Origin of the sequence: Kitasatospora sp. MAA19 (genome assembly GCF_029894125.1) — a bacterium.
In the GTDB taxonomy this organism is placed as follows: Bacteria; Actinomycetota; Actinomycetes; order Streptomycetales; family Streptomycetaceae; genus Kitasatospora.
This window is the reverse complement of the sequence record NZ_JARXYZ010000049.1, coordinates 11,404-29,012: the sequence shown is the minus strand read 5'-3', so window position 1 is coordinate 29,012 and position 17,609 is coordinate 11,404. Positions and strand designations below refer to the sequence as shown.

The 17,609-nt window shown below is 73.4% G+C and carries 14 protein-coding genes; 13 read left to right on the top strand and 1 reads right to left on the bottom strand.

The window, feature by feature from the left end; all coding sequences use genetic code 11:
* The 6 genes from P3T27_RS38095 (at position 1) to P3T27_RS38070 (ending at position 9,689) form a co-directional block, all read left to right on the top strand.
* Positions 1 to 2,550, top strand: a complete 2,550-nt coding sequence (locus P3T27_RS38095) for an ATP-binding protein (RefSeq protein ID WP_280685921.1) — start codon at positions 1 to 3, stop codon at positions 2,548 to 2,550.
* Positions 2,550 to 4,757 (top strand): hypothetical protein, encoded by a 2,208-nt coding sequence (locus P3T27_RS38090; protein WP_280685920.1) that lies wholly within the window; start codon positions 2,550 to 2,552, stop codon positions 4,755 to 4,757. Before P3T27_RS38095 ends, P3T27_RS38090 begins: the two co-directional genes overlap by 1 nt.
* On the top strand, positions 4,754 to 5,929 hold the full coding sequence (locus P3T27_RS38085) for a C40 family peptidase (RefSeq protein WP_280685919.1): 1,176 nt from the start codon (positions 4,754 to 4,756) through the stop codon (positions 5,927 to 5,929). The genes P3T27_RS38090 and P3T27_RS38085 overlap by 4 nt, the downstream gene beginning before the upstream one ends.
* A 164-nt stretch (positions 5,930 to 6,093) precedes the next feature.
* Positions 6,094 to 6,534: a hypothetical protein gene (locus P3T27_RS38080; RefSeq protein ID WP_280685918.1), complete on the top strand. Its 441-nt coding sequence runs from the start codon at positions 6,094 to 6,096 to the stop codon at positions 6,532 to 6,534.
* On the top strand, positions 6,531 to 8,717 hold the full coding sequence (locus P3T27_RS38075; RefSeq protein WP_280685917.1) for an ATP/GTP-binding protein: 2,187 nt from the start codon (positions 6,531 to 6,533) through the stop codon (positions 8,715 to 8,717). Before P3T27_RS38080 ends, P3T27_RS38075 begins: the two co-directional genes overlap by 4 nt.
* Before the next feature lie 15 nt (positions 8,718 to 8,732).
* Positions 8,733 to 9,689 carry a replication-relaxation family protein gene (locus P3T27_RS38070; RefSeq protein WP_280685916.1) on the top strand — a complete coding sequence of 319 codons (957 nt, stop codon included), beginning with the start codon at positions 8,733 to 8,735 and terminating at the stop codon, positions 9,687 to 9,689.
* A gap of 194 nt (positions 9,690 to 9,883) precedes the next feature.
* Here the strand turns inward: P3T27_RS38070 and P3T27_RS38065 are convergent, their stop codons facing one another.
* Positions 9,884 to 10,528 (bottom strand): hypothetical protein, encoded by a 645-nt coding sequence (locus P3T27_RS38065; protein ID WP_280685915.1) that lies wholly within the window; start codon positions 10,526 to 10,528, stop codon positions 9,884 to 9,886.
* 463 nt (positions 10,529 to 10,991) lie between these two features.
* Here P3T27_RS38065 and P3T27_RS38060 point away from each other — a divergent pair, with 463 nt between their 5' ends.
* Genes P3T27_RS38060 through P3T27_RS38030 form a run of 7 tightly spaced genes read left to right on the top strand, consistent with a single transcriptional unit; the run spans position 10,992 to position 17,574 of the window.
* Positions 10,992 to 11,645, top strand: coding sequence for a hypothetical protein (locus tag P3T27_RS38060; protein WP_280685914.1), 654 nt, complete (start codon positions 10,992 to 10,994; stop codon positions 11,643 to 11,645).
* Complete coding sequence (locus tag P3T27_RS38055; protein WP_280685913.1) at positions 11,639 to 12,661, top strand: ATP-binding protein; 1,023 nt, start codon at positions 11,639 to 11,641, stop codon at positions 12,659 to 12,661. The genes P3T27_RS38060 and P3T27_RS38055 overlap by 7 nt, the downstream gene beginning before the upstream one ends.
* Before the next feature lie 46 nt (positions 12,662 to 12,707).
* Positions 12,708 to 13,400, top strand: a complete 693-nt coding sequence (locus P3T27_RS38050) for an SAF domain-containing protein (protein ID WP_280685912.1) — start codon at positions 12,708 to 12,710, stop codon at positions 13,398 to 13,400.
* Between the two features lie 2 nt (positions 13,401 to 13,402).
* The gene (locus tag P3T27_RS38045) at positions 13,403 to 14,221 is read left to right on the top strand and encodes a hypothetical protein (protein WP_280685911.1); all 819 of its coding nucleotides are present in this window, start codon (positions 13,403 to 13,405) and stop codon (positions 14,219 to 14,221) included.
* Positions 14,214 to 15,782: a CpaF/VirB11 family protein gene (locus tag P3T27_RS38040; protein WP_280685910.1), complete on the top strand. Its 1,569-nt coding sequence runs from the start codon at positions 14,214 to 14,216 to the stop codon at positions 15,780 to 15,782. The genes P3T27_RS38045 and P3T27_RS38040 overlap by 8 nt, the downstream gene beginning before the upstream one ends.
* On the top strand, positions 15,779 to 16,678 hold the full coding sequence (locus tag P3T27_RS38035) for a type II secretion system F family protein (RefSeq protein ID WP_280685909.1): 900 nt from the start codon (positions 15,779 to 15,781) through the stop codon (positions 16,676 to 16,678). Before P3T27_RS38040 ends, P3T27_RS38035 begins: the two co-directional genes overlap by 4 nt.
* Positions 16,675 to 17,574 carry a type II secretion system F family protein gene (locus tag P3T27_RS38030; RefSeq protein ID WP_280685908.1) on the top strand — a complete coding sequence of 300 codons (900 nt, stop codon included), beginning with the start codon at positions 16,675 to 16,677 and terminating at the stop codon, positions 17,572 to 17,574. The genes P3T27_RS38035 and P3T27_RS38030 overlap by 4 nt, the downstream gene beginning before the upstream one ends.
* Positions 17,575 to 17,609: the final 35 nt, after the last annotated feature.

Sequence of the window (17,609 nt, the reverse complement as noted above, 5' to 3'; positions counted from 1 at the left end):
GTGGGACGACTTCCGGTCCGTCACATCGCCGGCAACGTGATCTGGACGACGCACGGCGCGTGCTGGGCGGTGTGGCGGGTGGACGCCACCAGCTACACCTACGCCCCGGTGTCCGCGAAGCGGGCGCGGCTGGCGGCGATCGAGGCCCTGTTGAAGGGCCTGGTCGGCGAGCCGATGCTGCTGAGCCTGTGCCCGCAGGTGGACCCCGTCGCCGTGGTGCGCGCGATGGTGGACGGCGTCGACCTGGACGCGAGCCCGCGCTTCGAGCAGCTGGGGCATATGGTGCTGGACCAGCTCGGACAGATGGAGCTCACCGGCCGCACCGACTGGCTCGCCGTGCCGCTGCCCGCCGTCTCGCCCAAGGACGCCGTGGTGTCGGCCTGCTCGGCGGCGAAGGCGGGGTTCGCCCTCCAGCTCGGGCTGGTGCCCGCGCCCGTCACCGCGGGGGAGACCGAGCGGCGACTGGCCCAGGCCCGCAGGATGCAGGCCCAGTGGCCTGCCGGGGTGGCGATGCGCCCGGCCGGCGAGGCCGAGATCCTGTGGATCTACGGGCACAGCATCCGCCGCGGCCTGGTGGAGCCGCTGTTGCCGGACGGCAGCGAGCCGCTGCTGCGCGGACGCGGGCGCGGGATCGCCGCGCTGGAGGACGTGGTGCTGGCCGAGGGGGGCACCGCCGACGGCGTGGTGCCGGCGAACCCGTTCGCGCGCCGCTTCCTGCGGGTGTCCAGTGAGTGGGGCGACTCCCACCAGGCGCTGCTGGCGCTGGCTCAGATGCCGGAGGCGTTCACGCTGCCTGGTGCGGCCTACCTGCAGCAGCTGGACGACGTCGCCTACCCGGTGGACTGGGCGGCGCGCCTGGTCGTCGTGCCCGGCAGGCAGGCGGAGGTGAAGGTCCGCAAGCGGGCCCGGCACCTGCGTGCCCAGGCCGCCGAGTACGAGGGGGATCCGGCCGGGCCGCCGCCGCTGGTGGCCCGCAACGCGGAGGACAACGACGAGTACCACGAGCGGCTGACCGCCTCGCCGCGGGAGGTTGAGATCCGGGCGATGGTCACGTTGGCGGTGTGGGGGGCGAGCGCGCAGGAGGCGCAGGACCGGGCGGCCTCTCTGGCGTCCGACTTCGGCGGCGACGAGTACACCTTCGCCCGGCCGGTGGGCGCGCAGACCGATCTGTGGCGGGCGATGCTGCCGGGCTGCCGCACGCCGCGGGTGATGGCGGGCTACGCGCAGATTCTGCTGGCGCGGGATTTCGCGATGGCGATGCCGTGGTGCGGGTGCCGGCTCGGTGACGAGCGCGGCGGTCTGTTCGGGGTCCAGATCGCCGCGGGCGGGGCCCGGCCGGTGCTGCTCGACTCCGCGAGGGGGCCGCGGGAGAACGCCTCCGCCTCGATGGCGTTCATCGGCGAACTCGGCTCCGGCAAGAGCGTGGCGATGAAGGCCGCGGTGTTCAACGTGCTGGCGCGCGGCCGCCTGGCCGCTCTGCCCGGTTCTCGGGGCCGCGCGGTGATCGTGGACCGCACGCGGGACGAGGAGTGGGTGCGTTTCGCCCGCGCCTGCCCCGGCACGACCCAGGTCATCCGTATCGACCAGGGCGCGGCGGTGAGTCTGGACCCGCTGCGGCTGTTCGTCCAGGACAGCCCGAAGACCGCGGCCCGGTTCTGCGAGAGCTTCCTCACCCTGCTGCTGGGGGTGCGGCCGATGGACCTGGAGGGCGTGGCGCTGTCGGAGGCGGTGCAGGCGGTGCTGGAACGGCCGGCGCCGTCGATGCGGCGACTCGCCGACGAGCTCGCGGCGCGCGGGGCCGGCGGCGACGACGCCGCGCGTGCCCTGTCCCGCAAGCTGGCCGCGGTGGCGCGCAAGGACCTGGCCCGGGTGGTGTTCGACGAGAGCCTGCCGGTGGTCGACACCCAGGGCGCCGACAGCGTCGTGTTCGCCGTCAGCGCCCTGCAACTGCCGAAGAAGTCGGAGCTGGCCAGCGACCACCGCATCGAGCGCCTGGAGTTCGAGAAGGTCCTCGGCCGCGCGGTGATGTACCTGATCGCGGCAGTGGCACGCGAGACCGTGATGAAGAACCGGGACGAGTTCGGCGTCGTGGTCTTCGACGAGTGCTGGTGGCTGACCAGCAGCGACGAGGGACTGGAACTGCTGCTGGAGATGCTGCGCGACGGCCGCAAGCACAACGCCGCCGCGTACCTGGGCTCGCACGACCCGGACGACATCGGGCCGGCCGACAGCGAGAAGGGCGCCGTCGTGCGCGGCCTGATCCCGCACCGGCTGCTGTTCCGTCAGACCTCCCGGACGCTGGCCGCCCGCGGCCTGGCGTTCCTGGGCCTGGACGGCACCGACCCGGCGCTGCTGGACCTGGTCACCTCCGGCCTGTCCCCGATCGACCTGCCCGAGGAGGAGAAGACGGCGCGCGCCGGGGAGTGCCTGTACCGGGACCTGGCCGGGCGCACCGGCCTGATGAAGGTGCTGATCCCGCTGGACGAGGCCGCCGCGCAGGCGATCCACACCACCCCGGGCCGGGACGCCGCATTCGGCAGGGCCGCCTGATGGCCGCGCTGCTGCGCCGACTTCGGATACTGGGCGCGGCCCGGATACGCACGGCCCTGACGGTGGCCGCCCTCGCGGCCACCGCCACCGTGTTCGTCGCCTCCCTGCCCGCGCAGGCCGAGCCCGCGCCGACGCCGGCCCCCTCCCAGCCCGCCGGCCCGACGCCACAGGAGACGCAGTGGCTACAGGACCTCCTGCGCGAGCAGTCGGAGAAGGTGACACCAGCCGAGCAGGAGGCCCGTCTGGCGAAGGAGACGGAACAGCTGCGCAAGCTGCTGCCCGACGAGGGCGGGCTGCTCGGCGTCTTCAACGTCACCGACCGCGCCGGCCTGCCCATCTCCGCCTACACCGTGCGCAGCGACACCGGCGGCGTGCTCGACTGGGACCTGGGCATCGAGAACCTGCTGACCGAGCTGTGCTTCATGGTCACCAAGTGGCTGATCGCGTTCTGCTGCTGGCTGATCTCCTGGGCGCTCAGCTTCGGCCTGGCGAAGCTGCTCCTCAAGCCGGCGCTTGCCGTCGCCGGTTCCGTGCACGCCCGGATCATCGTCGAGATGGGGTTGCCGTCCCTGTTCCTCGCTGTGTGCGCGCTGATCTGCGCCGCACGGATCTTCTTCGGGGACAAGGCCAGGGGCTGGGGGGACGCGGCCGTGTCCATCCTGCTGGCCGCGCTGACCACGACGCTGCTCGCCTCTCCCCCGCAGGCGCTGCTGGGCGAGGACCACGGCGCCATCGCCGCCGCCCGCGGCCTCAGCCTGGAGATCGCCGGCATCATCCTCCAGGCCGACCCCGGCGGGCCCCGCCCCGAAGGCGACGCCACCCGCTTCACCCTGTCCCGGCCGCTCACCGACGCCCTCACCGACGCCTTCGTCGTCAAGCCCGCGATGCTGCTGCAGTACGGACGGGTCTTCGACGGGCCGTGCGCGGGCGAGTACGCCCACGCCCGGATCGAGCAGCTCACCTTCGAGCGGGCGGCCGCACAGAGGACCGCCGCGATCAAGAAGACCGTCAGCTCCACCCTCAACTACCTGCCCGGCGGAAGCTACCTGGCCAACACGAGCTACATCTCCCAGTTCACCGACCCGCCCATCGACATGGCGCTGCAGTGGGCGATCAGCCACTACGGCACCCCGCCCATGGATAAGTTCGAGAAGAAGTGCGTGCCCGGCGACGTCACCGCCGCCAAGCAGGCCAGCCTCGACAAGGTCGGCGGCGCCCTGTTCCTCCTGGTCGCCGCCGCCATCGTCACCGTCCTGATCTGCGCGCTCGCCGGGTCCTTCCTCGTCGCTCAGTGCCGCATCGCCTGGGACGCGGTGCGCGGCGAGCCCGCCCTGGTGGTCGGCACGATCCCCGGCGCCGGCCGCGGCTTCCTGTGGGACTGGTGCGCCAGCGTGCTGCGCTCGCTCGGCCAGCTGATCGCCAGCATCATCGCCCTGGCCGTGTTCATCGTGGTCCTCCAGGCCGTCCTCGACCCCGCCCAGAGCGACTGGGGCAACGAACTGACCCTGCGGTTCCTGGCCGTCGACGTCGTGTGCATCGCGGCGGTCCGCAAACGCCGCCAGATCACCACCCGCTCCCGGCAGGTCGCCACCGCCTGGCGCCAGAAGATGTCCGCGGCCCGCGTCGGCGGAACCCACGGAAGCGTCTTCAGCCCGCCCCCTACTCCCGCCGCGAAGCCCCGTCAGGCCGCCCGCACCACCGCCCGCGTCCTGGTCCGCACCGCCCTGGCCGGCGCCGCCCTCGCACAGGGCAACCCGCTGGCCGCCGCCGGCTACGCGATGCCGCAGTCCATCGGCGCCACCGCGCTGATGTCCCGCCTCGCCACCAGCCAGCGCTCAGCCCGCCCACGCCCCGGCGCCCGTCCCACCCGTCCCGCCCGCCCGGCCGGACGGCCCCAAGGACCCAAGCCCCCTGCTCCCCTCCCGCCCGCTCCCCCGAACAGCACCAGCGCCGCCAACAACGGCGCCCCCGCACCCGCTGCCAGCCCGCCCGCCACCGCGACGGCGCCCCGCCCCGCCACCGTGCGCCCGCCCCGGCCCCCGCACCCGAAACGCCCCACCACCCCGCCGCGCCCGGCCACGGCTCCGGCCACCCCGCAGCGCGCCGCGCCGCCCACCCCCCGGCCTGCGGCGTCCGCGCACCAGCACCGGCTGCGCCAGCGCCTCAACCGGGCCACCCGGCCCACACCGCCACGGCGGCGCCCGTGACCACCGGAGCCGAGGGGAAGCGATCCACCGTCAAGACGGCCCTGCCGGCAGTCGGCCTCCTGCTGGTGCTGGGCCTGCTGCTGGTGGCCGCCGCCGCTTCGCACGCCACCGGTGCCGCCGCCCGCCAGAAGAACACCAGGGCGGCCGCCCGCCAGAGCGCGGCCGTGTGCCCCGGTGCGCCGGCGGCGGCCCAGGACACCGGGCGGATCACCGAACAGGTGAAGGCCCTCCTGGCCGGGGGCCCCGGCGCGGGCACGCCCGCCGACCTGTCCCAGCCCGCCGAACAGATCCCCCACGCGACGACGATCGTCGCCACCGGCATCCGCATGTCCGTCCCGGCGCGGGGCCAGGTCATCGCCCTGGCCACCGCCCTGCAGGAATCCGGCCTGCGCAACCTGCCCGGCGGCGACCGCGACTCGGCGGGCCTCTTCCAGCAGCGGCCCTCCCAGGGCTGGGGCAGCCGCGAACAGATCCTCGACCCCGCCTACGCCAGCACGAAGTTCTACACCGCCCTCCAGCAGGTCGACGGCTGGCAGCAGCTGCCGCTCACCGCCGCCGCGCAGCGCGTCCAGCAGTCCGCGTACCCCGACGCCTACGCCCGGCACGAAACCCTCGCCACCGCCCTCCAGCAGGCCATCGCCCCCACGCTGGGCGCGGCCCCCGCCACGGTGCCCGCCCCCGCCCCGGCCGACTACGGCCCCTGCCCCGGTGCCGTCCCCGCCACCGACTCCACGCCACCCGGCGAGCTCCCGGCCGGCTACCAGATCCCCGCCGACACCCCCGCGACGGTGCGCACCGCGATCCGCTGGGCCCTGGAGCAGCTCGGCACGCCCTACCAGTGGGGCGGCTCCTGCACCAACGCCCACGGCCCGGACCCGGCCGGCCGCTGCGACTGCTCCTCTCTGGTCCAGCGCGCCTACGGCGTCGCCGGTATCCAGCTCACCCGCACCACCTACACCCAGGTCGGCGAGGGGACGGCCGTGTCCACCGAAGCGGCGTCACTGCGCGCGGGGGACCTGGTCTTCACCCGCGGCACCGCGGAGACCCCCGAACACGTGGCGATGGTGATCGGCCCCGGCCTCATCGTGCAGGCCCCCCGCACCGGCGACGTGGTCAAGGTGTCCCAGCTGGCGGGGCCGGTCCTTGCCGCGCGGCGCGTCGTGGCCGGCTGACTACGACTCAGGCTTTTGTAACGGATCGGCAAAATCCCGGCGGGTGGTGTCTGGACCGGGCCGCGGAGGCGACTTGGTCCGGGCGAGGTTCCCGTTGCCGTCGCCGACCAGGAGGCCGCCATGCCCCACCGCCCCGCTCACCCTGTTCCCCTCGTGGGGGTGTCATGACCGTCCCCGGCATCGATGTCCTCGGGTGGGGCGCCCACGCCCTTCCGTACCTGGCGGGGCTCGCGGCGGCGGGCGGCGGCGGGTGGCTGTGGGCGGCACGGCGCCGACTGCGCCGCTGCCGGGCGGCACTGGCCCGGCGGACCGTGGTCGAGGTCGTCCCCACCAGCGCGTTCGACCCCGGTGAGGGGGAGGTCGCCCGCTTCGGCCGCCATCTGGCCCGTGTCCACCATGCCGCCGGCGGCGTGCCCGCCCGCGGCGCGGCCGTGCGGGTGCGCTACAGCGCCGAGGGCGGACGGATGCACTGCTACCTGGAGGGCCCCGCCGCGGCGGCAGCCGTCCTGGCGATGCCCGGCTTCACCGGGGTCGAAGTCCACGCCGCCGGGGCCCGCAGCGCGATCACCCCGGTCCGCTTCACCACGCAGCGGGACGCGCGGTGAGCGCGCCGGCGGTCAGCCTCGCCAAGCCCGCCGACGACCCGGCGGGTGCCACCGGGCGCGGCGGGCGGCTGTACGTGCAGCGGGCCGAGCTGGTCCTGGCGTTCGCCGACCGGCGTCCGCTGGCGGCGCTGGGCCTGGCCCCGGACCCGCTGCAGCAGGTCGCCGCCGCCATGGCCTCGGTGCGCACCGAGGCGGGCGAGCAGGCCGAGGTGGTGATCGACCTGGTGCCGGTCTCGGAGCGGGCCCTGGCCCGGCGGCGGCGCCGGCTTCTGGCGCAGGCCAGGCGGCGGGGGCCGTCGGCGTACGGGGAGCGGCTGGCCGGCGGGTTGTGGGGTGCAGGGCTGGCGGAGTCGTTCTCGTCGGCCTGGTCCGGCGGGGGCTCCGGGCGAGGCGGCGCCGGGAGCCGGCTGCCGCGGATGACGGACGTGCGCGAGGGGGTCGGCAAGTTCGAGCCCGGCACTGCCGTCTTCGCCCTCCAGTTGCTGCTGCGCACCCGCGCGGCGCACCCGCAGGCGGCGCTCGCGCGGATGCACCAGTTGCTCGCCGCGTTCGCGGTGACCGGAGGCGAGAACTACCTGAAGGCCCGCACGCCGCGTACCCGGGGTGCGGTGGCCGCGTTCGACCGGCGCTTCGCCTCCGGGGAGTTCGCGCCCGCGCGGCGCCAGTGGGTGACGGTCCCGGAGCTGGCCGGGTTCCTGAAGCCGCCGACCGCGCGGTGCCACGCCGCCGGTGTGGTGCGCTCCGGAGGCCTGGTGCCGCCGGCTCCGGCGGACCTGCCCGTCTACAGCGGGCAGCGCGACCTGGTGCCGCTGGGCGCGGTGGTCTACCCGGACGGCGTGGAGCGCATCGGCGCCGCGCGCGTGCGTGACCTGCTGTTCGCGCTGGTGCTCGGCAAGTCCGGGCACGGCAAGACGGAGTCGGCGCTGGTGCAGTGCATCGCGCTCGCCCACGCCGGCTTCGGCACGTGGTTCCTCGACCCGCACGGCGAGGCGTGGGTGCGCGCCAAGCCCTACCTCGCGCATCCTGACATCGCGCCGCGGGTGTGGGAGATCAACCTGGCGCGCTCCGAGCCGGACCAGACGGTCGTCTCCTGGAACCCGCTGTCGATGGAGGACCGGTCGCTCGGCGACGTCCAGGAGGTCGTGCGCTCGGTCGTGGAGGGCATCGCCGCCGCCCAGGACTGGGGCGACAGCGCGCCCCGGGCCCGCACGATCCTGGCGCGCGCCGCCCAGTCCCTGGCCCTGCTCAACCTGCAGGCCGTCGCCGCCGGCAGCCCGGACGCCCAGTGCACCCTCTTCCAACTGCGGACCTGGCTGACCGACGAGGACTGGCGCGCCCTGCTGCTGCCCAAACTGCCGCCCAGGGTGCGGGCGTACTGGGAGAAGACGTTCCCGTCCCTGGCCAAAGACGCGGTGCCGACCGTCACCTACGCCATCGACCGCCTCGACACCTCCCGCTCGCTGCAGGCGTTCTTCGGCTCGCCCCGCTCCGCCTACGACGTGCGCCAGGCCATGGACGAGAGCAAGGTCGTGTTCGTCTGCCCGTCCGGCTCCGAGTCCGACGCCCTCGTGTCGTGCCTGCTCATCCACGACCTGCACCGCGCCGGTCTCTCCCGCCAGGACACCCCGCGCGAGAAGCGCGCCACCTTCTGGGCCTGGGGCGACGAGCTCACCGCCCTGGACGCCTCCAGCAAGGGATTCCTCGCCGCCATCGCCGAGCAGCTGCGCAAGTACGAGGTCCGCTTCACCGGCATGACGCAAATGGCGCTGCGCCTGTCGGCGATCACCCGGCAGGCACTGCTGCAGAACCAGTCCCTGCTGGCCACCTGCGCCGCCGACTTCGACGAGGCCGCGTTCGTCGCCCGCCGCTGGAACGGCCACGTCACCCCCGAGACCATCACCGACCTGCCGAAATACCACTACGTCATGTCGCTGAACCTGGACGGCCGGCGCACCACCCCGTTCCGGGTGCGCGGCCTGCCCGTCGAGGAGATCTACGCCCACTACGACAACCCGGACGGCGTCCCCGACCTCGACCGGGCGATCGACACCAATCTGAGCCGCCGCACCGCCGGCGACATCCTCGCCGCCCTCGAAGACCTCGACGGCACCGTCCTGTCCCACCACCTCGGCCTGCCCTGCGCCCCTGCCGACGGCGCCGACCCGACCACCGTCCTCAACTGATCCCGGAGCACCGCCATGCCGTACCCCGTCACCGCGCCCCAGGGCGTCGGCGCGATCGGCCAGCAGGCCATGACCGTCCTCTACCAGCACCGTCTGGTCTCCACCGACCAGCTGCACCGCCTCCTGACCCCGCACCAGAGCCGGGCCGAGTACCTGCGCCGCCAGCTCCACCGCCTGCGCGCTGCGGGCCTGGCGGATGCGGTCGGACGCCGCGCCCACGGGCAGACCAGCCTGCTGTGGTGGCTCACCGTCAAGGGCGCCGAGGCGGTGGAGGCCGCCGGACTGCTCCCCGTACGCCCTTACCGGATGAGCCCGGAGGCCGCCGCCGGTCCCCTGCAGGAGCACACCCTGGCCACCGTCGAGGCGGGCATCGCCTTCGTCCACTGGGCCCGGACGCTGGGCCACGACTGCGGCCCCCTCGACTGGTCCCCGGAGACCGCCCACCACTACCGCGACGACAGCCGCCCCGGCGAGGACCTCTCCCTGATCCCGGACGCCGTCCTCAACTACGTCCACACCGACCAAAAGGCCCGGCAGCGCACCCTGCTGACGTTCTTCGTCGAGATCGACCGCGCCACCATGACCGTCGCCCGCCTCGCCCACAAACTCCATGCCTACGCCTGCTACCAGAAGTACGTCCCGCAGAGCGGCGGCCGGGCCGGCGCCCGCCCCGGCCGGGCCGGCGCAGGGGCACCGGCCTGGCGCGCCCGCTACCCCGCCTTCCCCCGCCTCCTCCTCGTTTTCGCCGGGGCCCCCGAACATCGCCTGGAGCGGCGCATCGCCGACCTGCGCAGCCTCGCCGCCAGCGACCCGCTCGTCGCCGCCGGACCGCTGCGCGCCGGCGCCACCACCCTCGACCGGCTGCGCCAGGACGGCCCCTTCGCCCCGGTGTTCACCCCGCTACTCGGCCCGGCCGACCCCGTCGACGCATGGCTGTGCCCCGGCCCGGCGCCCGCCGCCGCGGCCGCCTGACCCGGTCGGTGTGACTGGACAGCATGCTCCGCGAATGGACTCCGAATATTGCGAATCGGAGCGCGCGAGCCGCACGGCAGTTGAGACGGGCCGGAGCGTCCGGTACCTGCTCTGGCTGGCGAGTGAGGTGGCCGGTAGTGCTGGTCAGCGTTTCATGGGAGCTGATGGCCGCCCAGCCCAGGGGAGAGCTGGGGCTAGCCGTTCTTCTCCGCTGTCAACATCCGTTGGACGACCTCGCGCAGGCTGGCGGTCAGCAGGCTCAGGTCTTGAACGGGCCGGTGCGCATTGAGGGACTCGGCGTGCTCCAGAGCGCGGCGGACAACCTCGGGAGCGGTGGAGGGATCGCTCCCGGAGGCCTCGTAGAGTCTCGTGTTCTGTTCGGCGAGCGCCGCAAGGTCTGCCCGACGCGAGTCCAGTTGGTCGAGGAGTCGCGAGATCGCCGTGACCGTGTTGTAAGGCTGTTCATCCAGCATTTTCAGCTGGGCGATGAGCTGAGCGCCAGTCCAGAGCTCTTCGGCGAGAAGGTGGTCGACCTCGGCGAGGTCCACGATGCCGGCCACCGGCTGGGCCGACTTCCACACCGCGCAGCAGGCGTACCAGAAGTCGGGGAACTCGTAGCCGCGGCCGTCCTTCGGATCGGGGCGCTGCCCGAGAAGCCTGGCCCGGGTGACGGCGAGGTCCTTGGTGTAGAGGGCCTGGTCGCCGAGGCGCCCGACGGTGCTCTTGGGGCGCCACCCGCGAAGGATGCCGTGCCTTTCGCGGGCGCGCCGCTCCCGTGGCACGTCGGGGGCGTAGACGACGACAGGGCAGCTCCCGCTCCAGGTGTAGGCGGTTGGCACGCTCAGGTCCTCTCGGTCGGGCAGGCGGGACTCAGCATACGAATCGGCCCTGACGCTCGTGGGTCCAGGGAAGGTGAATTCAGGGTTGCGAGCCCGGTGGGCTCGCAAACAGCCGTGACCAGAAGCCCTGTGACCTGCGGGTCACGGTAGCAAGCGCGCAAACTGTGCTGTCCGGTCACAGTCGGTCGCCCAAGGCGGCACGCTGCGGCGGGTGTTGGTGCCGGTGCCGACCCCGCCGGTCACAACTGCGCCCGCTTTATTCCGGTTTGAACGCGCTGTGTAGGCGAAACACCACGGAGTGATAGGAATATGGCCGGAATTCTCGTAGTGTGGCCGCCGTGACGCACGCGCACGATGGGGATTGATCATGCGCGCGCGCCGAGGCCGCGTCTTCACGGCGGCCGCCGCACCAGTTCGGGCAAGTGACTGCGGGGGGCCGCGGCCAGTTACACCGGTTACGGGCGTGCGCTGCTTCACGCGCCCCGTGATCGCCTTCGGCCAGGACGACTTGGGGGATGACGTGCAGCACACGACGAGGCGTTCGGCCGGCCGGATGTTTTCAGCCGCCACCGCGCTCCTGTGCACGGCCGGCCTGCTGACCGCCTGCAGCTCCGGCTCAGACAGCGCGGCCCCGCCGCTCACCACCGCGAACTCCGCGCCCGCCACCACCTCCTCGGCTCCCTCGCCGACCGTGGATCCGACCGCCGATGCCAAGGCCGCAGTGCTGGTGGCTTACCGGGGGATGTGGGACGTGACCGTGAAGGCGTACAACGCCGGCTCACTCGACGGGGTCGACAACCTGGAGACCTACACCCGGGACAAGGCCCTCGCCGGGATCAAGGTCGCGGTCGCCTACTACCAGAAGAACAACCTCGTGGTGAAGGGGCAGCCCAAGCTGTCGCCCCAGATCCAGGCCCTGGATCTGTCCTCGTCTCCCGCCCGCGCGACGATCCGCGACTGCATCGACAGCAGCGACTTCCTGCCCTTCAACAAGACCACCGGGAAGCCCAGCGAGACGGACGGCGTCCACCGGCACGTCTACAACTCCGTGGCGCAGCGCGTCGACGGCCACTGGCTGATCGGTGAGTCGGCGATCGACCGGGAGCAGACGTGCTGAGACCCTCGCGGAGCACGCTGGCGGCTGGTCTCCTGTCGGCGGCTGCGGTGCTCGTGCCGGTCTCGGCGGCCTGGGCCGACGGCGGGGTGGACTGCCCGCCCAACGTCCTGGACTGCGATCTGCACGCCGGAGGCGGCGGCAGCGGCGGAGGCGGCGGAGGCGGCGGAGGCGGCGGAGGCGGCGGAGGCGGCGGAGGCGGCGGAGGCGGCGGAGGCGGCGGAGGCGGCGGAGGCGGCAAGCCCGGCGGCGGGGGCGGCGACGGCGGTGGAGGAAGCACCGGGGGCGGCGCGAAGTGCCTGATCGACGGTGCCGAGGCGGCCTGCTACCTCGACAAGTACGGCTGGTACAACCCCAGCGACAGCTGCTACTGGAAGGCCTACGACCCTCAGCCGCCTCCGGACAGCGACAGCTGGAAGCTCGCTACCGGCCTGCCCACCGACTGGAAGCCGGGGCAGGGCGCGCTGTACAACCGGACCTGCCTGGCGAAGGGCGCCGAGCTGATGAGCGGCGCCATGTATAGCGCCACTCCCCCGCCGGGGATGGGTGGCATGGTCGACCCCGCCCAGCTCGCCCAGCAGGCCGTGGACAGCATGCAGCTGACCGGCGCGGAGATCGGTATCGCCCCGAAGCCGGGAGCGACGTCGCTGGTGGGTCTGCCGGTGTGGCTGTGGACGGCCGTCAAGGACACCACCTGGGGCCCGAAGTCGGCCTCGGTGTCGGCTGGCGGTGTCACCGTCACCGCGACCGCGCATGTGGACCGCATCGTCTGGACCACCGGCGACGGCGCGACCGAGACGTGTCGCACCCCCGGCAAGCCCTACCTTCCCGCGTACGGCGCCCAGCAGCCCGAATGCGGCCACACCTACAGCAAGGCCGGCCAGTACGCGATCAACGCGACGAGCAAGTGGGTCGTGGACTGGACCGCGAGCACTGGCCAGACCGGCCGCATCACCACCGACCGCCAGTCGGCGACCGCCGTGGCGATCGCCGAGGCCCAGGCCCTGAACACCCAGTGAGCGCGGCCCAGATCGCCGCCGACTCCCCTACTCCCGAGGTTTTCTGATGGCACCCACATTGACCAGGCAGCGGCGTGCTCCGGCCGGTGACGCCGCGAAGGACGGACAGTCCGGGCCGCTGCCCGTGGCGGACCCGGGGCCGCGCCGCAGCCGTCGGCCGGCGATCATCGCCGTGGGCGTGACCCTGACCGCCCTCGGCGGCCTGACCGCCGGCTACTACAACATGAAGGCCGCCAACCGGGTCGAGGTGATCGCCGTCGCCCACCCCATCCCCGCGGGCAAGGTCATCTCGGCCGACGACCTGAAAAGCGCCTCCGTCATCCCGGACCCGGCCCTGCACCCGGTGCCGCTGCCCCGCGCCCACGACATCCTCGGCAAGGCCGCAGCCGCCGACCTTCCGGCCGGCACCCTGATCACGGACGACTCGGTGCGCTCCGGCCAGCCGCTGCGAGCGGGCAAGGACACCGTCGGCGTGCTCGCCAAGATCGGCCAGTTGCCGGCCCAGTCCCTGCAGGCCGGCGACGAGGTCCAGGTCGTCTCCACCCCCGGCCCCCAGGACGACAAGGCCGCAACGGCCGCACGCCCCGCCACGATCGGCGCGGTCGTACTGCAGGTCGGCGAGCCCGACGCCAACAACTCCCGGGTCGTCGACCTCGCCGTCAACCCCGTGGACAGCCCGGTCGTCGCCTCCTGGGCGGCAACGGGCCGCATCGCGATCATCCTGAAGGCGAGGCCCTAGCGATGGCCTTCACCGCCCTGGTCTCCGCGAAGTCGAGCGGGGTCACCACCACCGCGCTGGCACTGGCGCTGTCCAGCCCCAAGCGCACCCTGCTCGCCGAATGCGACCCCGCAGGCGGCACCATCCGCACCGGCTACCTGCAGGGCCACACCACCGCCGCCGTCGGACTTCACCGCCTGGCCACCGCGCAGCGCGAGGGCACCCTCGCCGAGGTCTTCGAGCAGCACCTCGTCCCCCTCGACCAGGCCGGGCACCGCCTGCTGCTGCCCGGCCTAACCGACCCAACCCAGACCCCCTCCCTGACGGGCACCTGGGATCCCCTGCACCGCCTCCTGCGGGTGATGGAAGAGGACGGCTACGACGTCCTGGTCGACGCCGGTCGCACGGTCGTCGAGTCGTCGACCAGCATCAACTCCACCTACTCCCCCGCGCCGCTGCTGCGCCGCGCCGACCTGGTCCTGCTCGTGGTGCGCGCCAGCACGCAGTCGGTGGCGGCGGCCGCGCCCGTGGTGCGGGTGCTGCGCGAGGACCTCGACCGGCATGGAACCGGGTCTGGAGCACTGCGGCTCGCGGTGATCGAGGACGGCCCGCTCAAGGCCGGCCAGATCGCCGGCGCCCTGAACGTACCGGTGGTCGCCACCCTGCCGTACGACCCCGCGACGGCCTCGGCTCTCGGCTCGGGAGGCACGGTGCGCGGCAGGTTCGAGCTGGCCCCGTTGATCCGCGCCGCACGCACCGCCCACGAGCAGCTCACCCTCGACGCCACCCGCCGCCGGATCCAGCTGGCTCCGCGGCCGGGCCAGGAGGCGGCGCGTGTCTGACACCATCACTCCCTCCACCCCTGCCGACGGCGGATCCCGTACCAAGCGGTTCCACGACGCCCTGCTGGCGGGACACACAGGAGAGGGCTGGCGCGTCGTCAGCCCGGCCACCCCGCAGCAGACGCACGCCCCTGTCCCGGCACGCCCGGATCCGGCCGCGCTCCGACCCGGCCCGGTCGTCGTCGAGGACCCCGCCGCACTGCCCGTGCCGTACGCCGAGATCGCCAAGCTGCGCTCCCTCGTCGCCGAACGGCTGGCTGCCGCCACCGCAGAGGTGCCCGGCATGTCGCGAGACGACCGGATCCAGCTCGGCCAGTCGCTCGTGAACAGCGTCGTGAGCGTGTGGGCCACCGACTACGCCGCCATCGCGGGCGCCCTCACCCAGACCGGTGAGCAGGCCGTCCGCAAGGCCGTCCTCCAGGAGCTGTTCCAGGCCGGGCGCCTGCAGCCCCTGCTGGACGACCCGGACGTCGAGAACATCCTGATCGTCGGAACCCGGGTGCGGGTCGACTACCGCGACCGGCCCTCCCGCGAGGTCGGCCCCGTCGCCGAGTCCGAAGAGGCGCTCGTCGCCCTGCTCAACCAGGTCGTACGCACCCAAGGGCAGAGCGAGCGCAGCCTCACGTCGGCCACCCCACTGCTCAACTCCCGGCTGGATGACGGCTCCCGTCTCGCGGTGACCTCCTTCGTCAGCGACCGGACCCATGCCGTGATCCGGCGCCACCGCACCCGCTCACAGCGGCTGTCCGACCTGCGGGCCTGGGGCACGCTGGACTCCACGCTGGAGCGGTTCCTCACCTCCGTCGTGAAGGCCCGCAAGAACGTGATCATCGCGGGCAGCCAGGGTGCGGGCAAAACGAGCCTGATGCGGGCCATGGCGTTGGAGATCCCCCGCACCGAGCGCATCGGAACTCTGGAGGACAGCTTCGAGCTGTGGCTGCACGAGGACCCCAACGCCCCCGAGGTCGTGGCGCTGGAAGCCCGCGAGGGCAACGGCGAACGCGGCCCCGACGGCCGGCCCGTCGGGGAGATCACCCTCACCGACCTGTTCGAGCAGTCCCTGCGCATGTCACTGCGCCGGGTCCTGGTCGGCGAGGTCCGTGGTTCGGAGGCGCTGCCGATGCTGCGGGCCTTCAACTCGGGCGACGGCGGGTCGATGGCCACCATCCACGCCAAGTCGGCCGAGATGGTGATCGAGCGGCTGGTCGAACTAGTCGAGGAGGCCGGGCGTACCGACCGGTCCGCCTACCGGAAGATCGCGCTCAGCGTCGACTTCATCGTCTTCGTGCGTCTGGTGGACGAGACATCGGTCGGTGGCAGCCGGCACCGGTTCATCTCCCAGATCGTCGAGGTCACCGGTGTGGGTGAGCGCGGGATCCCATCCCGTCAGACGATCTTCGGCCCCCGGCTGGACGCCTCCGGGCACCGGGAACCGCGGGCGGTGCCCCACATGCTGCCGCAGTGCATCGGCGACCTGGAGCGCGCAGGCCTGGACCGCGCGGTCCTCCAGCAGTCTTGGGGTGCCTGGGAGCAGCCGTTGAGGACGGTGACGGCGCTGTGAGCATCACACCTGACGTTCTGATGGCCACGGTCGGCGGGACGGTCGCCATGCTGGGGGTCGTCGTGGCCGTGGCGGGCGCGGTCGGTTCGAGCGCTCCGCCCGTGGCCCGGCCCGACGGTGCGCTGAAGCGGCGTCTTGGTGCGGTGTCGGCCGGGCTTCGCGGCCGGGGCCGGCTCGTCCTCGCGGCGGCCGCGGTCGCCGGCCTGGCCGTGTGGCTGGCCTCCTCGTGGATGCTGGGCGGCCTGCTGACGGCGGTAGCCGTGGCGGGGATGCCGTGGATCCTGCAGCCCGGGCGCGGCAGCACGGAGCAGATCAAGCGCCTGAAGGCCCTTGAGGAGTGGGTGCGGCGGCTCAGCAACATCCACACCGCCGGTACCAGTTTGGAGGCGGCCGTCACCGCGAGTCTGCGCAGTACCCCGCCGGCGCTGGTTCCCGAGATCTCGCGTCTGACGTCCCGTCTCGGGGCCGGGTGGCGGCCGCAGGAGGCCTACCGGGCGTTCGCCGACGAGATGGACGACGCGACCGCCGACGCGGTCGCGGCGCTGATGATCGGCCACGTCGAGGACCGGGGGGCTGGGCTGGGCCGGGCGCTGGAGAAACTTGCCGATCAGGTCGCGGAGGAGGTTCGGATGCGCGAGACGGTGGAGGCTGACCGTGAGAAGCCGCGTGCCAACGCGCGCTGGGTGGCGCTGATCTGCCTGGGCGTCTTCGCGCTGTCCGTCCTCTCCGGCAAGTACGTCGCTCCGTACAGCACCGGCTTCGGGCACCTCTACCTGCTGGCCCTGGCGGCGGCGTTCGCCGGGATCCTGACCTGGATGCGCCGCATGTCCCTCGCCAAGCCCGCCCCCCGGATCCTCGTCCCCCAGTCCGAGGGCCGGCAGGGGGAGGCGCCGTGATCGCCAGCGCCCCCGCCATCGTCGCGGGTGCCGTCACCGGCCTGGGCGTGGCCGTCGCCATCGCCGGGGCCACCCGGGCACGGCCCGACCTGGGCGACGTCCTGCGGCGCATGGACGCCCGCCGCCTGGAGCACCTCGACCCGCGCCCCGTGCGGGCCGCCGACTCCATGCTGGAACGCCTCGGAGGCCGCCTGCTCCGCCAGGTCGGTGAAGGCCCGTTCCGGTTGCCGCGTCGCGACCTGGAGCTGCTGGGCCGCACCCCGGCCCAGCACATCGGGCAGCGGATCGGTTTTGCGTTCCTCGGACTGCTCTTCCCCGCTCTCGTGCCCGCCGTCATCGCCCTGGCCGGCGGGAGCCTGTCGTTCGCGGTCCCCGCCCTCGTCTCTCTGGGGCTCGCGGCTGCGGCGTCGATGGTCCCCGACCTGAACGTCCGTGAGGAGGCCGCAGAGGCACGCCGCCAGTTCCGCTTCGGTATCGCCTCCTACCTGGAACTCGTGTGCCTGGAGCGCGCCGCCGACGCCGGCCCCAGCGAAGCGCTGCGCAAGGCGGCGGCGGTGGGTGACGGCTGGGTGTTCGTCCGGCTGCGGGACGCCCTCACCCGCTCCGAACTGGGCGGTTTCTCGCCGTGGGAGGGGTTGCGCCAGCTCAGCGAGGAGTTGGGTGTGCCCGAACTCGGGGCGCCCGCGGACATCATGGCGATCGCCGGCGAGGAGGGCGCCTCCGTCTACACCACCCTTGCCGCCCAGGCGGCGAGTCTGCGCGGCACCCTGCTCTCCGAGGAGCGGGCCCGCGCGAACGTCGTCTCGGAAAAGATGATCGTCCCGGTGACGGCCCTCGTGTTGATCATGGGCCTCTACATCGGCTACCCCGCCGTCGCACAGATCATGGCCGCCTGACCGCGGCCTTCACCCCACCTTCGAAGGGACCTTCG